At 37.3% G+C, this 17,011-nt stretch carries 24 protein-coding genes; 7 read left to right on the top strand and 17 right to left on the bottom strand.

Annotated features, from left to right (window positions below; translation table 11 throughout):
• Positions 1-21 precede the first annotated feature (21 nt).
• Entirely contained in the window at positions 22-1,749 is a 1,728-nt protein-coding gene (gene ptsI, locus GYW75_RS10595; protein WP_085166005.1) for a phosphoenolpyruvate-protein phosphotransferase PtsI, read from the top strand.
• Positions 1,750-1,758: 9 nt separating this feature from the next.
• Complete coding sequence (gene crr, locus GYW75_RS10590; RefSeq protein WP_174799333.1) at positions 1,759-2,262, top strand: PTS glucose transporter subunit IIA; 504 nt, start codon at positions 1,759-1,761, stop codon at positions 2,260-2,262.
• 78 nt (positions 2,263-2,340) lie between these two features.
• Here the strand turns inward: crr and pgi are convergent, their stop codons facing one another.
• A complete protein-coding gene (gene pgi / locus GYW75_RS10585; protein ID WP_174799332.1) occupies positions 2,341-3,990 on the bottom strand; it encodes a glucose-6-phosphate isomerase in 1,650 nt (549 codons plus the stop codon).
• Between the two features lie 310 nt (positions 3,991-4,300).
• Here pgi and fmt point away from each other — a divergent pair, with 310 nt between their 5' ends.
• Positions 4,301-5,263 (top strand): methionyl-tRNA formyltransferase, encoded by a 963-nt coding sequence (gene fmt, locus GYW75_RS10580; RefSeq protein ID WP_174799331.1) that lies wholly within the window; start codon positions 4,301-4,303, stop codon positions 5,261-5,263.
• A 43-nt stretch (positions 5,264-5,306) separates the two neighbouring features.
• On the opposite strand, the gene tehB is transcribed toward fmt, so the two are convergent.
• Positions 5,307-6,167, bottom strand: coding sequence for an SAM-dependent methyltransferase TehB (gene tehB, locus GYW75_RS10575; RefSeq protein WP_174799330.1), 861 nt, complete (start codon positions 6,165-6,167; stop codon positions 5,307-5,309).
• A 190-nt stretch (positions 6,168-6,357) separates the two neighbouring features.
• On the opposite strand from tehB, the gene fabI reads away from it, so the two are divergent.
• The 4 genes from fabI (at position 6,358) to GYW75_RS10555 (ending at position 8,995) form a co-directional block, all read left to right on the top strand.
• On the top strand, positions 6,358-7,146 hold the full coding sequence (gene fabI / locus GYW75_RS10570) for an enoyl-ACP reductase FabI (protein ID WP_034911124.1): 789 nt from the start codon (positions 6,358-6,360) through the stop codon (positions 7,144-7,146).
• A gap of 167 nt (positions 7,147-7,313) precedes the next feature.
• Complete coding sequence (gene slyD / locus GYW75_RS10565; RefSeq protein ID WP_085166009.1) at positions 7,314-7,889, top strand: peptidylprolyl isomerase; 576 nt, start codon at positions 7,314-7,316, stop codon at positions 7,887-7,889.
• Positions 7,890-8,065: 176 nt separating this feature from the next.
• Positions 8,066-8,737, top strand: coding sequence for a RadC family protein (gene radC, locus GYW75_RS10560; RefSeq protein ID WP_065589719.1), 672 nt, complete (start codon positions 8,066-8,068; stop codon positions 8,735-8,737).
• A gap of 54 nt (positions 8,738-8,791) precedes the next feature.
• Positions 8,792-8,995, top strand: coding sequence for a SlyX family protein (locus GYW75_RS10555; RefSeq protein ID WP_034911129.1), 204 nt, complete (start codon positions 8,792-8,794; stop codon positions 8,993-8,995).
• A 174-nt stretch (positions 8,996-9,169) separates the two neighbouring features.
• Here GYW75_RS10555 and rplQ read toward each other — a convergent pair whose 3' ends face one another.
• The 15 genes from rplQ to rplE form a co-directional block, all read right to left on the bottom strand.
• Positions 9,170-9,556, bottom strand: a complete 387-nt coding sequence (gene rplQ / locus GYW75_RS10550) for a 50S ribosomal protein L17 (RefSeq protein ID WP_065589720.1) — start codon at positions 9,554-9,556, stop codon at positions 9,170-9,172.
• 29 nt (positions 9,557-9,585) lie between these two features.
• Positions 9,586-10,575: a DNA-directed RNA polymerase subunit alpha gene (locus GYW75_RS10545; RefSeq protein WP_034911133.1), complete on the bottom strand. Its 990-nt coding sequence runs from the start codon at positions 10,573-10,575 to the stop codon at positions 9,586-9,588.
• Positions 10,576-10,600: 25 nt separating this feature from the next.
• The gene (gene rpsD / locus GYW75_RS10540; RefSeq protein ID WP_034911134.1) at positions 10,601-11,221 is read right to left on the bottom strand and encodes a 30S ribosomal protein S4; all 621 of its coding nucleotides are present in this window, start codon (positions 11,219-11,221) and stop codon (positions 10,601-10,603) included.
• A gap of 41 nt (positions 11,222-11,262) precedes the next feature.
• Positions 11,263-11,652 carry a 30S ribosomal protein S11 gene (gene rpsK / locus GYW75_RS10535; protein ID WP_025314405.1) on the bottom strand — a complete coding sequence of 130 codons (390 nt, stop codon included), beginning with the start codon at positions 11,650-11,652 and terminating at the stop codon, positions 11,263-11,265.
• 15 nt (positions 11,653-11,667) lie between these two features.
• Complete coding sequence (gene rpsM / locus GYW75_RS10530; protein WP_025314404.1) at positions 11,668-12,024, bottom strand: 30S ribosomal protein S13; 357 nt, start codon at positions 12,022-12,024, stop codon at positions 11,668-11,670.
• Positions 12,025-12,193: 169 nt separating this feature from the next.
• Positions 12,194-12,307 (bottom strand): 50S ribosomal protein L36, encoded by a 114-nt coding sequence (gene rpmJ / locus GYW75_RS10525; RefSeq protein WP_025314403.1) that lies wholly within the window; start codon positions 12,305-12,307, stop codon positions 12,194-12,196.
• A 26-nt stretch (positions 12,308-12,333) separates the two neighbouring features.
• Positions 12,334-13,674, bottom strand: coding sequence for a preprotein translocase subunit SecY (secY, locus tag GYW75_RS10520; protein WP_174799329.1), 1,341 nt, complete (start codon positions 13,672-13,674; stop codon positions 12,334-12,336).
• 8 nt (positions 13,675-13,682) lie between these two features.
• Positions 13,683-14,117 carry a 50S ribosomal protein L15 gene (gene rplO / locus GYW75_RS10515; RefSeq protein ID WP_174799328.1) on the bottom strand — a complete coding sequence of 145 codons (435 nt, stop codon included), beginning with the start codon at positions 14,115-14,117 and terminating at the stop codon, positions 13,683-13,685.
• 5 nt (positions 14,118-14,122) lie between these two features.
• Positions 14,123-14,302 carry a 50S ribosomal protein L30 gene (gene rpmD, locus GYW75_RS10510; protein ID WP_025314400.1) on the bottom strand — a complete coding sequence of 60 codons (180 nt, stop codon included), beginning with the start codon at positions 14,300-14,302 and terminating at the stop codon, positions 14,123-14,125.
• A 6-nt stretch (positions 14,303-14,308) separates the two neighbouring features.
• On the bottom strand, positions 14,309-14,809 hold the full coding sequence (gene rpsE / locus GYW75_RS10505; protein WP_034911141.1) for a 30S ribosomal protein S5: 501 nt from the start codon (positions 14,807-14,809) through the stop codon (positions 14,309-14,311).
• Positions 14,810-14,823: 14 nt separating this feature from the next.
• The gene (gene rplR, locus GYW75_RS10500) at positions 14,824-15,177 is read right to left on the bottom strand and encodes a 50S ribosomal protein L18 (protein WP_025314398.1); all 354 of its coding nucleotides are present in this window, start codon (positions 15,175-15,177) and stop codon (positions 14,824-14,826) included.
• 9 nt (positions 15,178-15,186) lie between these two features.
• Positions 15,187-15,720 (bottom strand): 50S ribosomal protein L6, encoded by a 534-nt coding sequence (rplF, locus tag GYW75_RS10495; RefSeq protein ID WP_174799327.1) that lies wholly within the window; start codon positions 15,718-15,720, stop codon positions 15,187-15,189.
• Positions 15,721-15,731: 11 nt separating this feature from the next.
• A complete protein-coding gene (gene rpsH, locus GYW75_RS10490) occupies positions 15,732-16,124 on the bottom strand; it encodes a 30S ribosomal protein S8 (RefSeq protein WP_034911147.1) in 393 nt (130 codons plus the stop codon).
• 17 nt (positions 16,125-16,141) lie between these two features.
• Positions 16,142-16,447: a 30S ribosomal protein S14 gene (gene rpsN, locus GYW75_RS10485; protein WP_025314395.1), complete on the bottom strand. Its 306-nt coding sequence runs from the start codon at positions 16,445-16,447 to the stop codon at positions 16,142-16,144.
• An 11-nt stretch (positions 16,448-16,458) separates the two neighbouring features.
• Positions 16,459-16,998, bottom strand: a complete 540-nt coding sequence (gene rplE, locus GYW75_RS10480; protein WP_025314394.1) for a 50S ribosomal protein L5 — start codon at positions 16,996-16,998, stop codon at positions 16,459-16,461.
• Between the last annotated feature and the right edge of the window lie 13 nt (positions 16,999-17,011).

Below are 17,011 nucleotides of genomic sequence, written 5' to 3'. Positions count from 1 at the left end.
ATAGAATAAGGATTAAATGTTATGGTATCAGGTACACTTGTTTCCCCCGGTATCGCTTTTGCTAAAGCGCTATTATTAAAAGAAGAGCCTATTGTTATTAGTAATAGGCAAATTCTTGATAACAAGATTGAGGCTGAAATTGAGCGCTTCAAGGAAGCTCGCCAAAAATCAAGTAAACAGCTACATACGATTATGGAACGAGCAAAATCCACATTAGGCGAAGATAAAGCGGCCATTTTTGAAGGGCATATTATGCTTCTTGAAGATGAGGATCTTGAACAAGAAGTTATTTCTCGTATTCAAAGTAAACATTCAACCGCTGATGCCGCTGTTCAATCTGTATTTGAAACTCAAGCTAAAGAATTAGAAAATCTAGATGATGAATATCTAAAAGAACGTGCCGCAGATATTCGTGATATTGGTAAACGTTTACTCAAAAATATTTTAGGTATTGAAATTGTTGACTTGAGTGCTATTAGCCAACCATGTATTTTAGTTGCAACCGATTTAACACCTTCTGAAACAGCTCAGCTAAACTTGGATATGGTGCTAGGTTTTATTACTGACGCTGGTGGACGCACCTCACATACTTCAATTATGGCTCGCTCTTTAGAGATACCAGCTATCGTCGGAACATCTAATGCAACTCAAGCAATCAAACATGGCGATTTTGTTATTTTAGATGCTATAAATAATGCTATTTATATCAATCCAGATCACACAACTCAAGAAAAATTAAAACAAGTTCAAGCTAAATATATTAGTGATAAAGAAGAACTAGCTAAATTGAAAGATCTACCTGCTGTAACCCTTGATGGCCATCAAGTAGAAATTTGCGGTAACATTGGTACAGTGCGTGATATTGCAGGTGCTGAACGTAACGGTTATGAAGGTGTTGGTCTATACCGTACTGAATTCTTATTTATGGATCGCGAAGCTTATCCTGATGAAGAAGAACAGTTTAAAGCATATAAAGAAGTAGCTGAATCAACCAATGGTTTATCGGTAATTGTCCGTACCATGGATATTGGTGGCGATAAGGATATACCTTATATGCATTTACCAAAAGAAGAGAATCCATTCTTAGGTTGGCGAGCAATTCGAATCTGTTTAGATCGTAAAGAAGTACTTCATGCACAACTACGCGCAATTTTGCGTGCATCAGCATTTGGTAAATTGCGCATTATGTTCCCAATGATTATTTCTGTTGAAGAAATCCGAACATTAAAATCCGAAATCAATACTCTTAAAGAACAATTGACTGCTGAAGGCAAATCATTTGATAAAAATATTGAAATCGGTGTAATGATTGAAACTCCTGCAGCCGCTGTGATTGCACATCACTTAGCCAAGGAAGTAGACTTTTTTAGTATCGGTACCAATGACTTAACTCAATATACACTTGCCGTTGACCGTGGTAACGAATTAATTTCTCACCTTTATAATCCGTTTTCGCCTTCAGTGCTAACTCTGATTAAAAATGTTATCGATGCTTCTCATAAAGAAGGTAAATGGACAGGTATGTGTGGAGAGCTTGCTGGTGATGAAAGAGCCACAATCTTATTGCTTGGTATGGGACTTGATGAATTTAGTATGAGTGCAGTATCAATTCCTAAAATCAAAAAATTAATTCGCAATACTAACTATGAAGAAGCGAAAAAATTTGCTGATACTGTATTAGAAAAAGCAACTTCTAAAGAAATTATTGATTTAATTGAAAATTACACTGCTGAAAAGCAAATTTGTTAGGAGGCAATAATGGGTCTATTCGATAAAATTAAGCAATTCGTATCCGATGATAATAAAAACAGCATCGAGATTATTGCTCCCTTAAGTGGCGAAATTGTCAAAATCGAAGATGTACCAGATGTGGTTTTTGCTGAAAAAATCGTTGGTGATGGGGTAGCAATTAAACCTTCTGGTAATAAAATTGTCGCTCCATTAAGTGGAAAAATAGGCAAAATTTTCGAAACCAACCACGCTTTTGCTATAGAATCGGATGAGGGCATTGAGCTTTTTGTTCACTTTGGTATTGATACAGTAGAACTAAAAGGTGAAGGCTTCAAACGAGTTGCTGAAGAAGGTAAGCAGGTAAAAGTAGGAGATACTATTATTGAAATTGATTTACCTTTACTTGAAAGCAAAGCCAAATCCGTATTAACTCCAGTGGTTATTTCTAATATGGAAACCATAATAGAATTAAATAAATTATCTGGCGCTGTCGAAGCAGGTAAAACTCCAATAATGCGTGTGAAAAAATAATTTTTTCACTATTATAAAAAACCTTCAGTTTTAGCTGAAGGTTTTTTTTATATTATAACTTATCTTTTTTAATAATACTTAACGCCATTTTTTGTATTGGTTGATTAAGCTATTGGTTGAATCATCGTGAGAGCTAACTGGTTTATCATCTGCTAATTCAGGTAAAATACGTCCAGCAAGTTGTTTACCAAGTTCAACACCCCATTGATCAAAACTAAATATATTAAGAATAACTCCTTGAGTAAAGATTTTATGCTCATACATCGCAACTAAGGCACCAAGAGTATAAGGTGTAATTTTTTTCACTAATATTGAATTAGTTGGTTTATTACCTTCAAATACTTTAAATGGTACAACAGATTTCACTTCATCAAGATTTTTTCCTGCAGCTATGAACTCTTGCTCGACCTGTTCTCTTGTTTTACCAAAAGCTAAAGCTTCAGTTTGAGCAAAAAAGTTAGATAATAATTTTGGGTGATGATCTCCAACTGGATTATGGCTTATTGCTGGCGCAATAAAATCACAAGGGATGAGTTTAGTACCCTGGTGAATTAATTGATAAAATGCATGTTGACCATTGGTTCCTGGTTCGCCCCAAATAATTGGACCTGTTGTGTAAGGTGTTTTATTACCGTTGCGATCGACACTTTTACCATTTGACTCCATATTTCCTTGTTGGAAATAAGCCGCAAAACGGTGCATGTACTGATCATATGGTAAAATAGCTTCAGTTTCAGCACCACAAAAATTATTGTACCAAATACCAATTAATGCCAGTAACGTTGGAATATTTTTATCAATTGGTGCGTTTTGGAAGTGCTTATCCATCGCATGGCCACCAGCTAAAAATTGTTTGAAGTTATCAAAACCAATTGATAAAACAATCGATAAGCCAATTGCCGACCAAGATGAATAACGTCCACCAACCCAATCCCAAAATTCAAACATATTAGCTGTATCAATACCAAATTTTTCAACTTCTTTAGCATTAGTTGAAAGTGCAACAAAGTGCAAAGCAACTGCTTTATCATCTTTAGCAGCATCAAGTAACCATGCTCGTGCTGTTTGTGCATTTGTCATAGTTTCTTGAGTGGTAAAAGTTTTGGATGCAACCAAAAATAAAGTAGTTTCAGGATTTAAGCCTTTTAACACTTCAACGATATGTGTGCCATCTACATTTGATACGAAATGCATGTTCAAGTGGTTTTTGTAAGGTCGTAGTGCTTCGGTAATCATTACTGGCCCTAGATCCGAACCACCAATACCAATATTGACCACATCAGTAATGGCTTTACCAGCGTATCCTTTCCATTCACCATTAATGATTTTTTTACTGAATGATTCCATCTTAGCTAAGACAGTATTAACATCATCCATCACATTCTTACCATCAACATAAATTGGTGTATTTGATACATTACGTAATGCAACATGTAATACAGCTCGATTTTCTGTACGATTAATCTTTTCACCACTATACATGGCTTTAGTAGCACCAATTAGATCGCATTCATCAGCTAGCTTATAAAGCAACTCTAGCGTCTCTTGTGTCACTCTATTTTTAGATAAATCAACCAAAAACTCTTCTTCAAAAGGAATAGTAAGCTTTTCAACACGTTTTGGTTCTTCTTTCAGAATTTGTGCAATGGTTTTATTGTGGTGTTTTTCGTAACTAGCTTGAAGGGATTTCCAAGATTGGGTTGTTGTTGGATCAATTGATTTTAACATAATTTATTCCTTAAATAATATTGCATTATAGCCATAATATAACTATGCCTAACATGATGCAAGATAAGGATCTCATCGATTAAAATAATTCGCTAGAAACCCATAAAGCGTTTTTTCTGAAATCATTTGTAACGTTTAATCGTATTAAATTAGAGGGATAATTACACAACATAACCTAATGTATATAAATATTATCAATATTTATACCAACTAAAGATGTTTATCATATCCATGAGTTTTTTTGATTAAAGATTCTCACTAAAATTTCGGGTATAATTCAGATAAATTTTTGATTATGGATATAACGCTTATGCCACATGCAACTAAACCTTTAAATATTATTTTTGCAGGTACACCCGATTTTGCTGCAACTCATTTAAAAGCTCTTATTAACTCACGCCATAATGTAATTGCTGTTTTTACGCAACCAGATCGCCCTGCAGGTCGTGGTAATAAATTAACAGCAAGCCCTGTTAAACAATTAGCTGTTGAGCATAATATTCCTGTTTATCAACCAGCAACGCTTAAATCCGAAGAAAATCAAAAAATCATTGCTGAATTAAATGCTGACATTATGGTTGTTGTTGCTTATGGACTTATTTTGCCACAAGCTGTACTTGGTATACCTAGATTAGGTTGCTTAAATGTGCATGGTTCGTTATTACCCCGTTGGCGAGGTGCTGCGCCAATTCAACGTGCATGTTGGGCAGGCGATGAAGAAACAGGCATTACCATTATGCAGATGGATGCAGGGCTTGATACGGGTGATATGCTTTATAAGCTTACCTGTCCTATTGAGCAATCCGATACTAGCGCATCACTGTATGAGAAACTCGCAAAACTCGGTCCCCAAGGCTTGCTTGATACATTAGAGTTAATCACTGAAGGAAAAATCCAACCTGAAAAACAAGATGAGGCGCAAGCAACCTATGCCGAAAAGCTGTCAAAACAGGAAGCTAAACTTGATTGGAATTTGCCTGCCGTGCAACTTGAACGTTGCGTTCGGGCTTTTAACCCATGGCCAGTGAGTTATTTTGAGGTTAATGGTGAGCCTGTAAAAGTATGGCAAGCCCATGTGGTAAAAATGGATTCAAAACAGACGGCTGGCACAATTTTGCAAGCCAATAAAAATGGCATTTGTATTGCAACCAGCAACGGCGCATTGAATATGATACTTTTGCAACCTGCTGGGAAAAAACCGATGTCTGCCCAAGATTTGTTAAACTCACGCAAGGCTTGGTTTACGGTCGGCGAAAAATTAAATACACGTTAATCGATTAATGTATAAAATTACAGGATGCTATATCCTGTAATCGTTATCGTTTTTTAGCCAATAAGGTTGCAAACCTTAATTTGATTCTGTTTCCATGTATATCCGTTTTATGCAATTGTCCAACATCTTCATTATATTTTAGTATTTCCCAATCTTGGTAATATTGGCGCAATTCGTTTTCTTTAAAAGTAAATGAAAACCCAACAGAGCAAGGGTAATCAGGCGTAGACATGGCGCTGACAATTAAATTATATCCCCCTGATTTGGTCATTTTTTGCATGTTATTAATAATAGCTGGAATTCTTTCGGGTTGTAAAAACATCATGACAACGGTCGAAAAAATAAAATCATATTCGCCCGGTAAATTTGCTTGATTGATATCGTAAACCATTGCATTAATGTGCTTAAGGTTATCATCATTAATGATTTTTTGTAAGTTTCCAATACTGAGCTCTGATTTATCAATCGCGGTAACATCAAAGCCTTGTAACTGCAAGTAAAGTGAATTACGACCTGAACCACAACCTAAATCCAATGCCTTTCCTGTTTGGATAATCTTTGTTGCGTTAATTACCTCGGAGTGGGTTTTGGTCATTTGGTATTTTTTTTGAGTATAATCCTCAGGCAAACAGTAAAATGCTAACTGGCACTGTAAGTCATCTGATATTTCGGCTATACGGTGCCATTGCTGTGGCAATATAAATGGCGGTTGCTGCTGAGTATCAAAACAATGCTTAGTAATCACTTCGCCTTGTTCGGTTAACATTTCAAAACCAATACTTCCTTTTAAAATTTCTAACTTCGCCCATGTACCAATTTGGGTATTATGCTTTTGACGCAACAACGCAGGTAATGTATCAGCATTCCAAATAGGCAATGTTTTGTAACAAACTAAATTATTCAAATTGGTACCTCCTATAAAAAAACAATAATTGACTATTATAGTAGGATATTAATATGGTAAACAATCATTTATTTTAGACAATAAAATAAAAACCTATCAACGAAAATAAATTTATAGTGGCGAAGTTGGCTTGATCAACATATAATCGTCATCATCCTAGACTATATAGTGAAAATTAGAGGAATAATTTATGGGATTTTTAACAGGTAAACGTATACTCGTTACGGGTGTTGCAAGTAATCGTTCAATTGCTTACGGTATTGCACAAGCAATGCATCGTGAAGGCGCTGAACTCGCTTTTACTTACCAAAATGATAAATTAAAAACACGCGTTGAAGAGTTTGCCGCTGATTTTGGTTCTAAAATCGTTTTACCTTGCGATGTTGCTCATGATGAAAGCATCTCTGAACTATTTTCTGAACTTGCAAAAACTTGGGATAAATTTGATGGTTTTGTTCATGCTATTGCTTTCGCACCAGGTGATCAATTAGATGGCGATTATGTTAATGCTGTTACCCGTGAAGGTTTTGCTATTGCTCACGATATTAGCTCTTATAGCTTCGTTGCTATGGCTAAGGCATGTCGTTCAATGCTAAATCCAAATTCAGCATTAGTGACACTTTCTTATCTTGGTGCTGAGCGTGCAATCCCTAACTATAATGTAATGGGACTAGCTAAAGCCTCACTAGAAGCAAATGTGCGTTATATGGCAAATGCTATGGGGCCTGAAGGTGTCCGTGTTAATGCAATTTCAGCAGGCCCTATTCGTACACTGGCGGCATCGGGTATTAAAGATTTCAAAAAAATGTTATCTCACTGTGAATCAGTAACACCAATCCGTCGCACTGTGACAACCGAAGATGTGGGTAATTCAGCAGCATTTTTATGTTCAGATTTAGCATCAGGTATTACAGGTGAAGTCATTCACGTTGACGGTGGATTTAGCATCGCTGCGATGAATGAATTAGAACTTAAATAAGCTGCTCTCAGTGTGTGTGAAAAAGGCGCTAAACCATAAATGTTTGCGCCTTTTTTATTTTATTTTTTGGTAAGTTTTGAACAAAAATATAAAATTTAGAATACTTATACTCTTTTTTCCGTTAAAATCTAATGTAATTTGCTCAATAAAAGTTTGTTGGAGAAAAAATGAAAATAGCAAAAAATACAGTGGTTAGTTTAGCATACCAAGTTCGCACTAAAGACGGTGTTTTAGTTGATGAAGCAACTACGACAGCGCCATTAGAATATTTACATGGTGCAGGTAACTTGCTACAAGATCTTGAGAACGCATTAGATGGTCACCAAGTTGGCGACAAATTTGACGTTGAGCTAATTAATGCTTACGGGGATTTTAATGATGCTCTTGTACAAAATGTTCCTCGTGACGTTTTTGTTGGTGTAGATGAACTTGAAGTCGGTATGCGATTTTTTGCTGATACCGAGCATGGTTCTTTACCCGTTGAAATCACCGCTATCGATGGCGATACCATCACTATTGATGGAAACCATATGTTAGCTGGACAAGATTTACAATTTAACGTTGAAGTATTGGCTATTCGTGAAGCTACTGAAGATGAAATTGCTCACGGGCATATTCATGGTGAGCATGGTCATGATCACGGACATGGCGGTTGTGGCTGTGGTGGTCATTCTCATGAAGACGAAGATGATGAAAACACAGGCTGCTGTGGCGGTGGCCATGGTGGCTGCGGTTGTCACTAATTCTTAATTAATTTAAATTAAATTTTAAAAGCGCTATATAGCGCTTTTTATTTACTTCTGTTTTGTGTTTTTGCTTAATAAGTTGTGAAACAACTCCCAATATTTTAAATTATCATTTTGCTTTGCTAATTTTTCCTTTAATAATCTTTATTTTACGATTATTGGGATCTGCAACTATGCCTTCACAACCAATAGCATTAATGCCGCGTGAAAAGCTTTTAAAATTTGGCGTTGAAGCACTCAGTGATACTGAATTACTTGCTCTTTTTTTACGCACTGGCACTCGAGATTTGCCTGTTTTGGAACTGTCACAAAAGCTATTAAATGAGTTTGGTTCTTTTTATAATTTAATTAATGCAAGCCATAGTGATTTTTGCAAGAAGAAAGGATTGGGAACGGCTAAATATACACAATTGAAAGCAGTTGTTGAACTTTCTTATAGATATTTAAAAGTTAAAATGACTACCGATAATTTTTTGACATCGTCATCTTTGACACATCACTATTTAGCTAGTCGATTGGCTAATAAAGATCGTGAAGTTTTTATGGTTATTTTTTTAGATAATCAAAATCGCGTCATAGCATCAGAAGATATGTTTGTCGGTACCTATAATTGTGTTGAAGTCCACCCAAGAGAAGTTGTTAGACGAGCATTACAACATAACGCAGCCGCATTGATTCTAGCTCATAATCATCCTTCAGGTGTGGCAAAACCTAGTCAGGCAGATCGCCATCTTACACAAAAAATAGAAGAAGTTTGTGAATTGGTTGATATTCGAGTCATAGATCATATTGTTATAGGTAAAGGTGAATATTTCTCTTTTGCAGAGCATGGATGGATTTCGTAGCTATTTTTACTTACAATGTAATTTAATCAACTAATCTATATATGAATTTATTTTATGAACCAGCAATTAGAATTACTTGAAACCAAAGTAGCTTTTCAAGAAATCACCATTGAAGAACTTAATCAAATGGTAACTAACCTTCAAGCTGATGTTAGCAAATTAAAAGAACAATTGACGTTATTGTCTCAAAAACTACAGGCAACACAACCTTCAAACATTGCTAATTTATCTGAAGAAACACCACCACCTCACTATTAATTGTATTTATGAGGTAAATAACTGTTGTTAACAATTATTTATTTAATAATTTTGTCTTGATCTCTTTTAGTTTTTAACTAATTTTAACTAAAGTTAGTAATTTGAGTTTTCAAATATAGTAAACATAAATAAAAAACCGGCATATAGCCGGTTTTAATACACAATGATTTATTATTATTCAGCTGATGCTGCTTCTTCTACTGCAGGACGATCAACTAATTCAATATAAGCCATTGGAGCATTATCTCCATCACGGAAACCACATTTTAAAATACGTACATAACCGCCAGGACGGGTAGCAAAACGTGGACCTAAATCTGAAAATAATTTTTTAACTGTATCTTTATCACGGATACGAGCAAAAGCCAGACGGCGATTAGCTACGCTATCGCTTTTGGCTAGCGTAATTAACGGTTCAACAACACGACGCAACTCTTTTGCTTTAGGCAATGTAGTTTTGATGATTTCATGTTCAACAAGTGAACTTGTCATGTTACGAAACATTGCTTGACGATGGCTGCTATTTCGGTTCAGTTGACGACCACTTTTACGATGGCGCATAACTTTATCCTTCTTATATAAATTTTATCTTAGTCTTCAACAATACTTGCTGGTGGCCAATTCTCAAGACGCATGCCTAAAGATAAACCACGAGATGCGAGCACGTCCTTAATTTCAGTAAGTGATTTCTTACCAAGATTAGGGGTTTTAAGTAACTCAACTTCGGTACGTTGTACTAAATCACCAATATAATGAACTGCTTCTGCCTTTAAGCAATTAGCAGACCGAACAGTTAATTCCAAATCATCTACTGGACGTAAAAGGATTGGATCAAATTCCGGTTTATCTTCTTTAACTTCTGGTTGACGTACATCTCGTAAATCAACGAAAGCTTCAAGTTGTTCAGCCAAAATAGTTGATGCACGACGAATAGATTCTTCTGGATCGATAGTACCATTAGTTTCCATATCGATAACAAGTTTATCTAAATCCGTACGTTGTTCCACACGAGCAGCATCAACAGAATATGCAATGCGCTCTACAGGGCTATAACATGCGTCAACTAACAGACGACCGATTGGTCGTTCTTCATCTTCTGACTTAACGCGAGCAGAAGCAGGGACATAACCACGTCCTCGTTGTACACGAATACGCATACTAATTGAAGCATTGGCATCAGTAAGATGACAAATCACTAAATCAGGATTAACAATTTCAACATCACCATCATGAGTGATATCAGATGCTGTTACTGCACCTATGCCCGATTTGTTTAAAGTCAGCATAACATCATCTTTCGTATGTACACGTACTGCTAATTTTTTTAAATTAAGCAGAATATCAAGTACATCTTCTTGAACGCCTTCTTTAGTACTGTACTCATGCAGAACACCGTCAATTTCAACTTCGGTTACTGCATATCCCGGCATAGATGATAATAAAATGCGGCGTAGTGCATTACCTAAAGTATGGCCAAAACCACGTTCTAGTGGCTCTAAAGTCACTTTAGCATGTGTTTGGCTGTATTGAACAACATCAACTAGGTGAGGTTTTAAAAACTCTGTTACAGAACCCTGCATTATGTCCTCTCTTAAGTGCTAAACTTTACTTAGAGTAAAGTTCGACGATCAAATGTTCGTTGATATCAGCAGATAAATCTGAACGTTCTGGTAAGCGTTTAAATACACCTTCCATTTTGCTAGCATCAACTTCTAACCATGTTGGTTTTTCACGTTGTTCAGCTAGCTCTAAAGCGGCTTTAATACGTGCTTGTTTTTTTGATTTTTCGCGAACACTAATCACATCTTCAGGTGAAACTTGATAAGATGCAATATTCACAACACGACCATTAACAAGAACAGCTTTATGACTAACTAATTGACGAGCTTCAGCACGAGTTGCACCAAATCCCATGCGATAAACAACGTTATCTAAGCGACGTTCTAAAAGACCAAGTAGGTTTTCACCGGTATTGCCTTTAATTCGAGCTGCGCTTTTGTAGTAATTACGGAATTGACGTTCTAAAATTCCATAAATACGTCTAACTTTTTGCTTTTCACGTAACTGAACACCATAATCTGATAAACGCGGTTTACGCGCACCATGTTGTCCAGGAGCTTGTTCTAATTTACATTTACTATCAATCGCTCGGACACCAGATTTAAGGAATAAATCTGTACCTTCACGACGACTTAATTTGAGTTTTGGTCCCAAATATCTTGCCATTTTATTTCTCCAATAATCCTAAACATTCAATGTTTAAAAAATTAAACACGACGTTTCTTTGGTGGACGACAACCGTTATGAGGAATCGGAGTAACATCAGTAATGTTAGTGATGCGATAACCCGCTGCATTTAATGCACGAATTGTTGACTCACGACCAGGACCAGGTCCTTTTACCATAACTTCCAGATTCTTAATTCCGTAATCTTTGACAGCTTCAGCACAACGTTCTGCGGCCACTTGAGCTGCAAAAGGAGTTGATTTACGAGAGCCACGGAAACCAGAACCACCAGCGGTTGCCCAACCTAACGCATTACCTTGACGATCGGTAATAGTTACGATTGTATTGTTGAATGATGCATGAATATGAGCTATACCATCAGAAACTTGCTTTTTTACACGTTTACGTGTACGAACAGGTGTCTTTGCCATTTAATTATACCTCAATTATTTCTTGATTGGCTTACGCGGTCCCTTACGGGTACGAGCGTTAGTCTTTGTGCGTTGACCGCGAACAGGAAGTCCACGACGGTGACGCATGCCACGATAACAACCAAGGTCTAATAAACGCTTGATACTCATAGTTACTTCTCGGCGTAAATCACCTTCAACAGTGAATTTAGCGACTTGTTCACGTAACTTTTCAATCTGATCTTCAGATAGTTCTCTGATCTTAACATGTTCAGGAATACCAGCTTCAGCACAAATTGTCTTAGCTCGAGTATTTCCAATACCATAAATTGCTTGTAAAGCAATTACAGCATGTTGTTGATCAGGAATGTTAATGCCTGCTATACGGGCCACTATGCACTCCTTTATTGTTAATGTTTAGCAAATTCACCATACTGAAAAGCCCGTTTTCAGGATACTCAAACAGTGAATTTACAAATAAATCTAGGCTGGCTATTCTAGCCAGCTTTACTATACTTTGGCAAGAAAAATATGCAAAAGCTCAACTTTCCAGTTAAATAAATTAACCTTGACGTTGTTTGTGTTTACCTTCAACGCAAATAACACGAACGATGCCATTACGTTTAATGATTTTACAATTTCTGCATAATTTCTTGACTGAAGCACGAACTTTCATTTTTTTCTCCGTAACTTCTGGCTAACTTATCGGCCATAGCCTTTAAGATTCGCTTTCTTTAACACTGACTCATAACGATTTGGCATCATTAAAGTCTGTACTTGTGCCATAAAATCCATGATTACAACAACAACAATTAATAACGATGTCCCACCAAATTGAACTGGAACCTTCATTGCGCTTGTCATAAACATTGGAACCAAACATACAAAAGTAATGTAGATTGCGCCAATTAGCGTTAAACGAGTCATTACCTTGTCAATATACTTAGATGTTTGTTCACCTGGACGGATACCTGGAATAAATGCACCAGATTTTTTTAGCTGATCTGCTGTTTCTCTTGGGTTAAAAACCAATGCTGTATAGAAGAAACAAAAGAAGATAATCGCCGCAGCAAAAAAGATTATGTATAACGGTTGATCATGATTGAAGTATTGACCGATAAGTACAATAAAATATCTCCATCCTTCACCATCTCCTTGGAACCAAGAAGCCATCATTGATGGTAACATAGCAATTGTCGAGGCAAATATCGCTGGAATAACTCCTGCCATATTAATCTTTAATGGTAAGTGTGTACTTTGTGCTGCGTAAACACGACGACCTTGTTGTCGTTGCGCATAGTTAACAACAATTCGTCGCTGACCACGTTCAACAAATACAACAAAATAAGTTACACCAACCACTAATGCAGCAACAACCAATAATAAAATCGGATGCAATGAACCAGAGCGAGCTTGTTCAAGTGTTTCATAAATAGCATGAGGAAGACTTGCCACAATACCAGCAAAGATAATGATAGAAATACCATTACCTACACCTCGTTCGGTGATTTGTTCGCCCAACCACATAAGAAACATAGTGCCAGTAACTAAGCTAACCGATGCGATAAAATAGAAAGAAAATCCTGGATTAATTACAACATGTTCATAACCAGGAATATTTGGTAAACCAGTTGAAATACCAATAGCCTGTACTATTGCTAAAGCAAGTGTGCCATAACGAGTGTACTGACTAATTTTTTTACGACCTGATTCACCTTCTTTCTTCAATTCTGCTAACTTAGGGCTAATTGCCGTTAATAACTGCACGATAATTGATGCGGAAATATAAGGCATTATCCCTAATGCAAAAATTGAAGCACGGCTTAAAGCACCACCAGAGAACATATTGAACATACCAACAATACCGTTTGACGATGCTATTGTTAATAAGTCCGATAACGCTTTTGTATCAATACCAGGAACCGGAATATAAGAACCAAGACGAAAAACAATAAGCGCTAAAAGCACAAACATCAAGCGTCTTTTAAGCTCACCACTACCGCCCCGTGTACTTTGAAAATCTAATCCTGGTTGCTTTGCCATCTTTCTAATTATTCCTCAATTTTTCCGCCAGCAGCTTCAATTGCAGCTTTAGCACCTTTAGTTACTCGAATACCGCGAATAGTTACTGGTTTGGTTACTTCTCCAGATAACATGATTTTTGCATATTCGATATGTGAATTAATCACATTTGCAACTTTTAAGCTATTTAGGTCAACAATATCGCCTTCGACTTTCATCAAATCTGAAAGACGAACTTGAGCTGTAACTTGAGCTTTACGTGAGGTAAAACCAAATTTTGGTAAACGACGATATAAAGGCATTTGACCACCTTCAAAGCCGCGACGAACGCCACCACCTGAACGAGATTTTTGACCTTTAATACCACGAGTACCAGTTTTACCTAATCCTGAACCGATTCCTCGACCCAGACGTTTTGGTGCATGCTTTGAACCTTCAGCAGGAGATAAAGTATTTAAACGCATTACTATTACTCCTCCACTTTAACCATGTAATAAACTTGGTTTACCATACCACGAATTGCAGGAGTATCCTCGCGCTCAACAGTATGACCAATACGACGTAATCCTAGACCTACTAATGTCGCTTTATGCTTAGGCAGACGACCTATAGAACTACGAGTTTGTGTAATTTTAATTGTTTTTGCCATGGTTAATTACCCCAAAATTTCTTCGACGGTTTTACCACGTTTAGCAGCAACCATTTCTGGTGATTTCATACTTTCTAAGCCATCAATAGTTGCACGAACCACATTAATTGGGTTAGTAGAACCATATGCTTTAGCTAGAACGTTACGAACTCCAGCAACTTCTAAAACTGCACGCATCGCACCACCGGCGATAATACCAGTACCTTCTGATGCTGGTTGCATATAAACACGAGAGCCTGTGTGAGCACCTTTAACAGGATGCTGTAAAGTATCGTTATTTAAAGCAACATTAATCATATTGCGACGTGCTTTTTCCATTGCTTTTTGGATTGCTGCTGGCACTTCACGTGCTTTACCATATCCAAAACCTACGCGGCCATTACCGTCACCAACAACTGTTAGTGCAGAAAAACTAAAAATACGACCACCTTTTACAGTTTTAGAAACTCGGTTAACTGCGATTAGTTTTTCCTGCAGTTCACCAGCTTGTTTTTCGATGTTTGACATCTTTAACTCCTACCTTAGAACTGTAGGCCAGCTTCGCGAGCAGCATCTGCTAGCGCCTGAACTCGACCATGATATTGGAAACCTGAACGATCAAATGAAACTTCTTTGATATCTTTTGCTAACGCACGTTCAGCAATTGCTTTACCAACTGCTGCTGCAGCGTCTTTGTTTCCTGTGTATTTTAAACTTTCACTGATAGCTTTTTCTAATGTAGAAGCGGCTGCCAGTACTTCTGATCCGTTTGGTGCGATAATCTGCGCATAAATATGACGCGGAGTGCGGTGAACTACCAAGCGAGTTGCAAGTAGTTCATGCATCTTGCGACGCGCTTTAGTTGCACGACGGATACGAGCTGATTTCTTATCCATAGTGTTACCTTACTTTTTCTTAGCTTCTTTAGTACGCACAACTTCATCTGCGTAACGAACACCTTTACCTTTATAAGGTTCAGGACGACGATAAGCACGGATATCAGCAGCTACTTGCCCGATTAACTGTTTATCAGTACTTTTTAATACGATTTCAGTTTGAGATGGACACTCAGCTGTTACACCTGCAGGTAATTGATGTTCAATTGGATGTGAATATCCAAGAGATAAACTAATTGTATTACCTTTCACTTGTGCACGATAACCGACACCAACTAGCTGAAGTTTTTTAGTAAAACCTTCAGTAACACCAATAACCATTGAATTAATCAAAGCACGCGCAGTTCCAGCTTGAGCCCAAGCATCTGCAAAACCAACACGAGGAGCAAATTTAATTTGTCCTTCTTCTTGATTAATCACAACAGCATTATTTATTGTGCGAGATAATTCGCCATTTTTACCTTTAATCGTAATTACCTGACCATTGAGTTTTACCTCTACGCCAGCAGGAACAACGACAGGTGCTTTTGCAACACGAGACATTCTTTTCTCCCTTACGCTACGTAGCAGATAATTTCACCACCAAGACCTGCTTGGCGTGCTGCACGATCAGTCATAACACCTTTAGAAGTAGAAACAACTGCGATACCTAATCCTGCCATAACTTTCGGCAATTCATCTTTACGTTTATAAATACGTAAACCTGGACGGCTAACACGTTTGATACTTTCTACAACAGCTTTACCTTGGAAATATTTTAAAGTAATTTCCAGTTCCGGCTTAGTGTCACCAACAACTTTAAAGTCCCCAATATAACCTTCTTCTTTTAGCACATTGGCAATTGCCACTTTTAGCTTAGAGGAAGGCATGGTGACTGCAACTTTATTCGCAGATTGACCATTACGAATACGGGTCAACATATCTGCTATAGGATCTTGCATGCTCATCTATAACACTCCCCTGATTACCAACTTGCCTTTTTAAGACCAGGAATCTCACCACGCATGGCTGACTCACGAACCTTAATACGGCTTAAACCAAACTTACGAAGGACGCCATGAGGACGACCAGTTTGACGACAACGACGACGTTGACGTGATGGACTAGAATCACGAGGAAGCGTTTGCAATTTAAGCACTGCATTCCAACGATCTTCATCTGATGCATTAAGATCAGAGATAATCGCTTTTAATTCTTGACGCTTTGCAAAATATTTTTCTGCTAGCTTTACGCGTTTCTTATCGCGTTCAATCATTGATTGTTTAGCCATTATGCCCTACCTTACTTACGAAATGGGAAGTTAAAGGCAGATAATAAAGCTCGGCCTTCTTCATCTGATTGTGCAGTAGTGGTGATAGTAATATCTAAACCACGAACACGATCAACTTTGTCATAATCGATTTCAGGGAAAACGATTTGCTCACGAACACCCATGCTATAGTTGCCACGACCATCAAAAGATTTTGCGCTTAAACCGCGAAAATCTCGAGTACGAGGAAGGGCAATATAAACTAGACGCTCAAAAAATTCCCACATACGTTCGCCACGTAAAGTGACTTTACAACCAATAGGATACCCTTGACGGATTTTAAAACCAGCAACTGATTTGCGTGCTTTAGTGACTAGTGGTTTTTGACCACTGATTGCAGCTAAATCTGCAACAGCATTATCTAATAATTTCTTATCAGTAATTGCTTCACCCACACCCATATTCAAGGTGATCTTTTCGATCCGAGGGACTTGCATGACAGATTTGTAGCCAAACTGTTCTTGCAGTTTATTTACTACCTGTGCTTTGTAGTAATCATGCAGTTTCGCCATCGTACACTCCAAA

This window comes from Gilliamella sp. ESL0232, assembly GCF_013346885.1.
Classification (GTDB): Bacteria; Pseudomonadota; Gammaproteobacteria; order Enterobacterales; family Orbaceae; genus Gilliamella; species Gilliamella bombi.
This window is presented reverse-complemented; position numbering and strand designations above follow the sequence as displayed.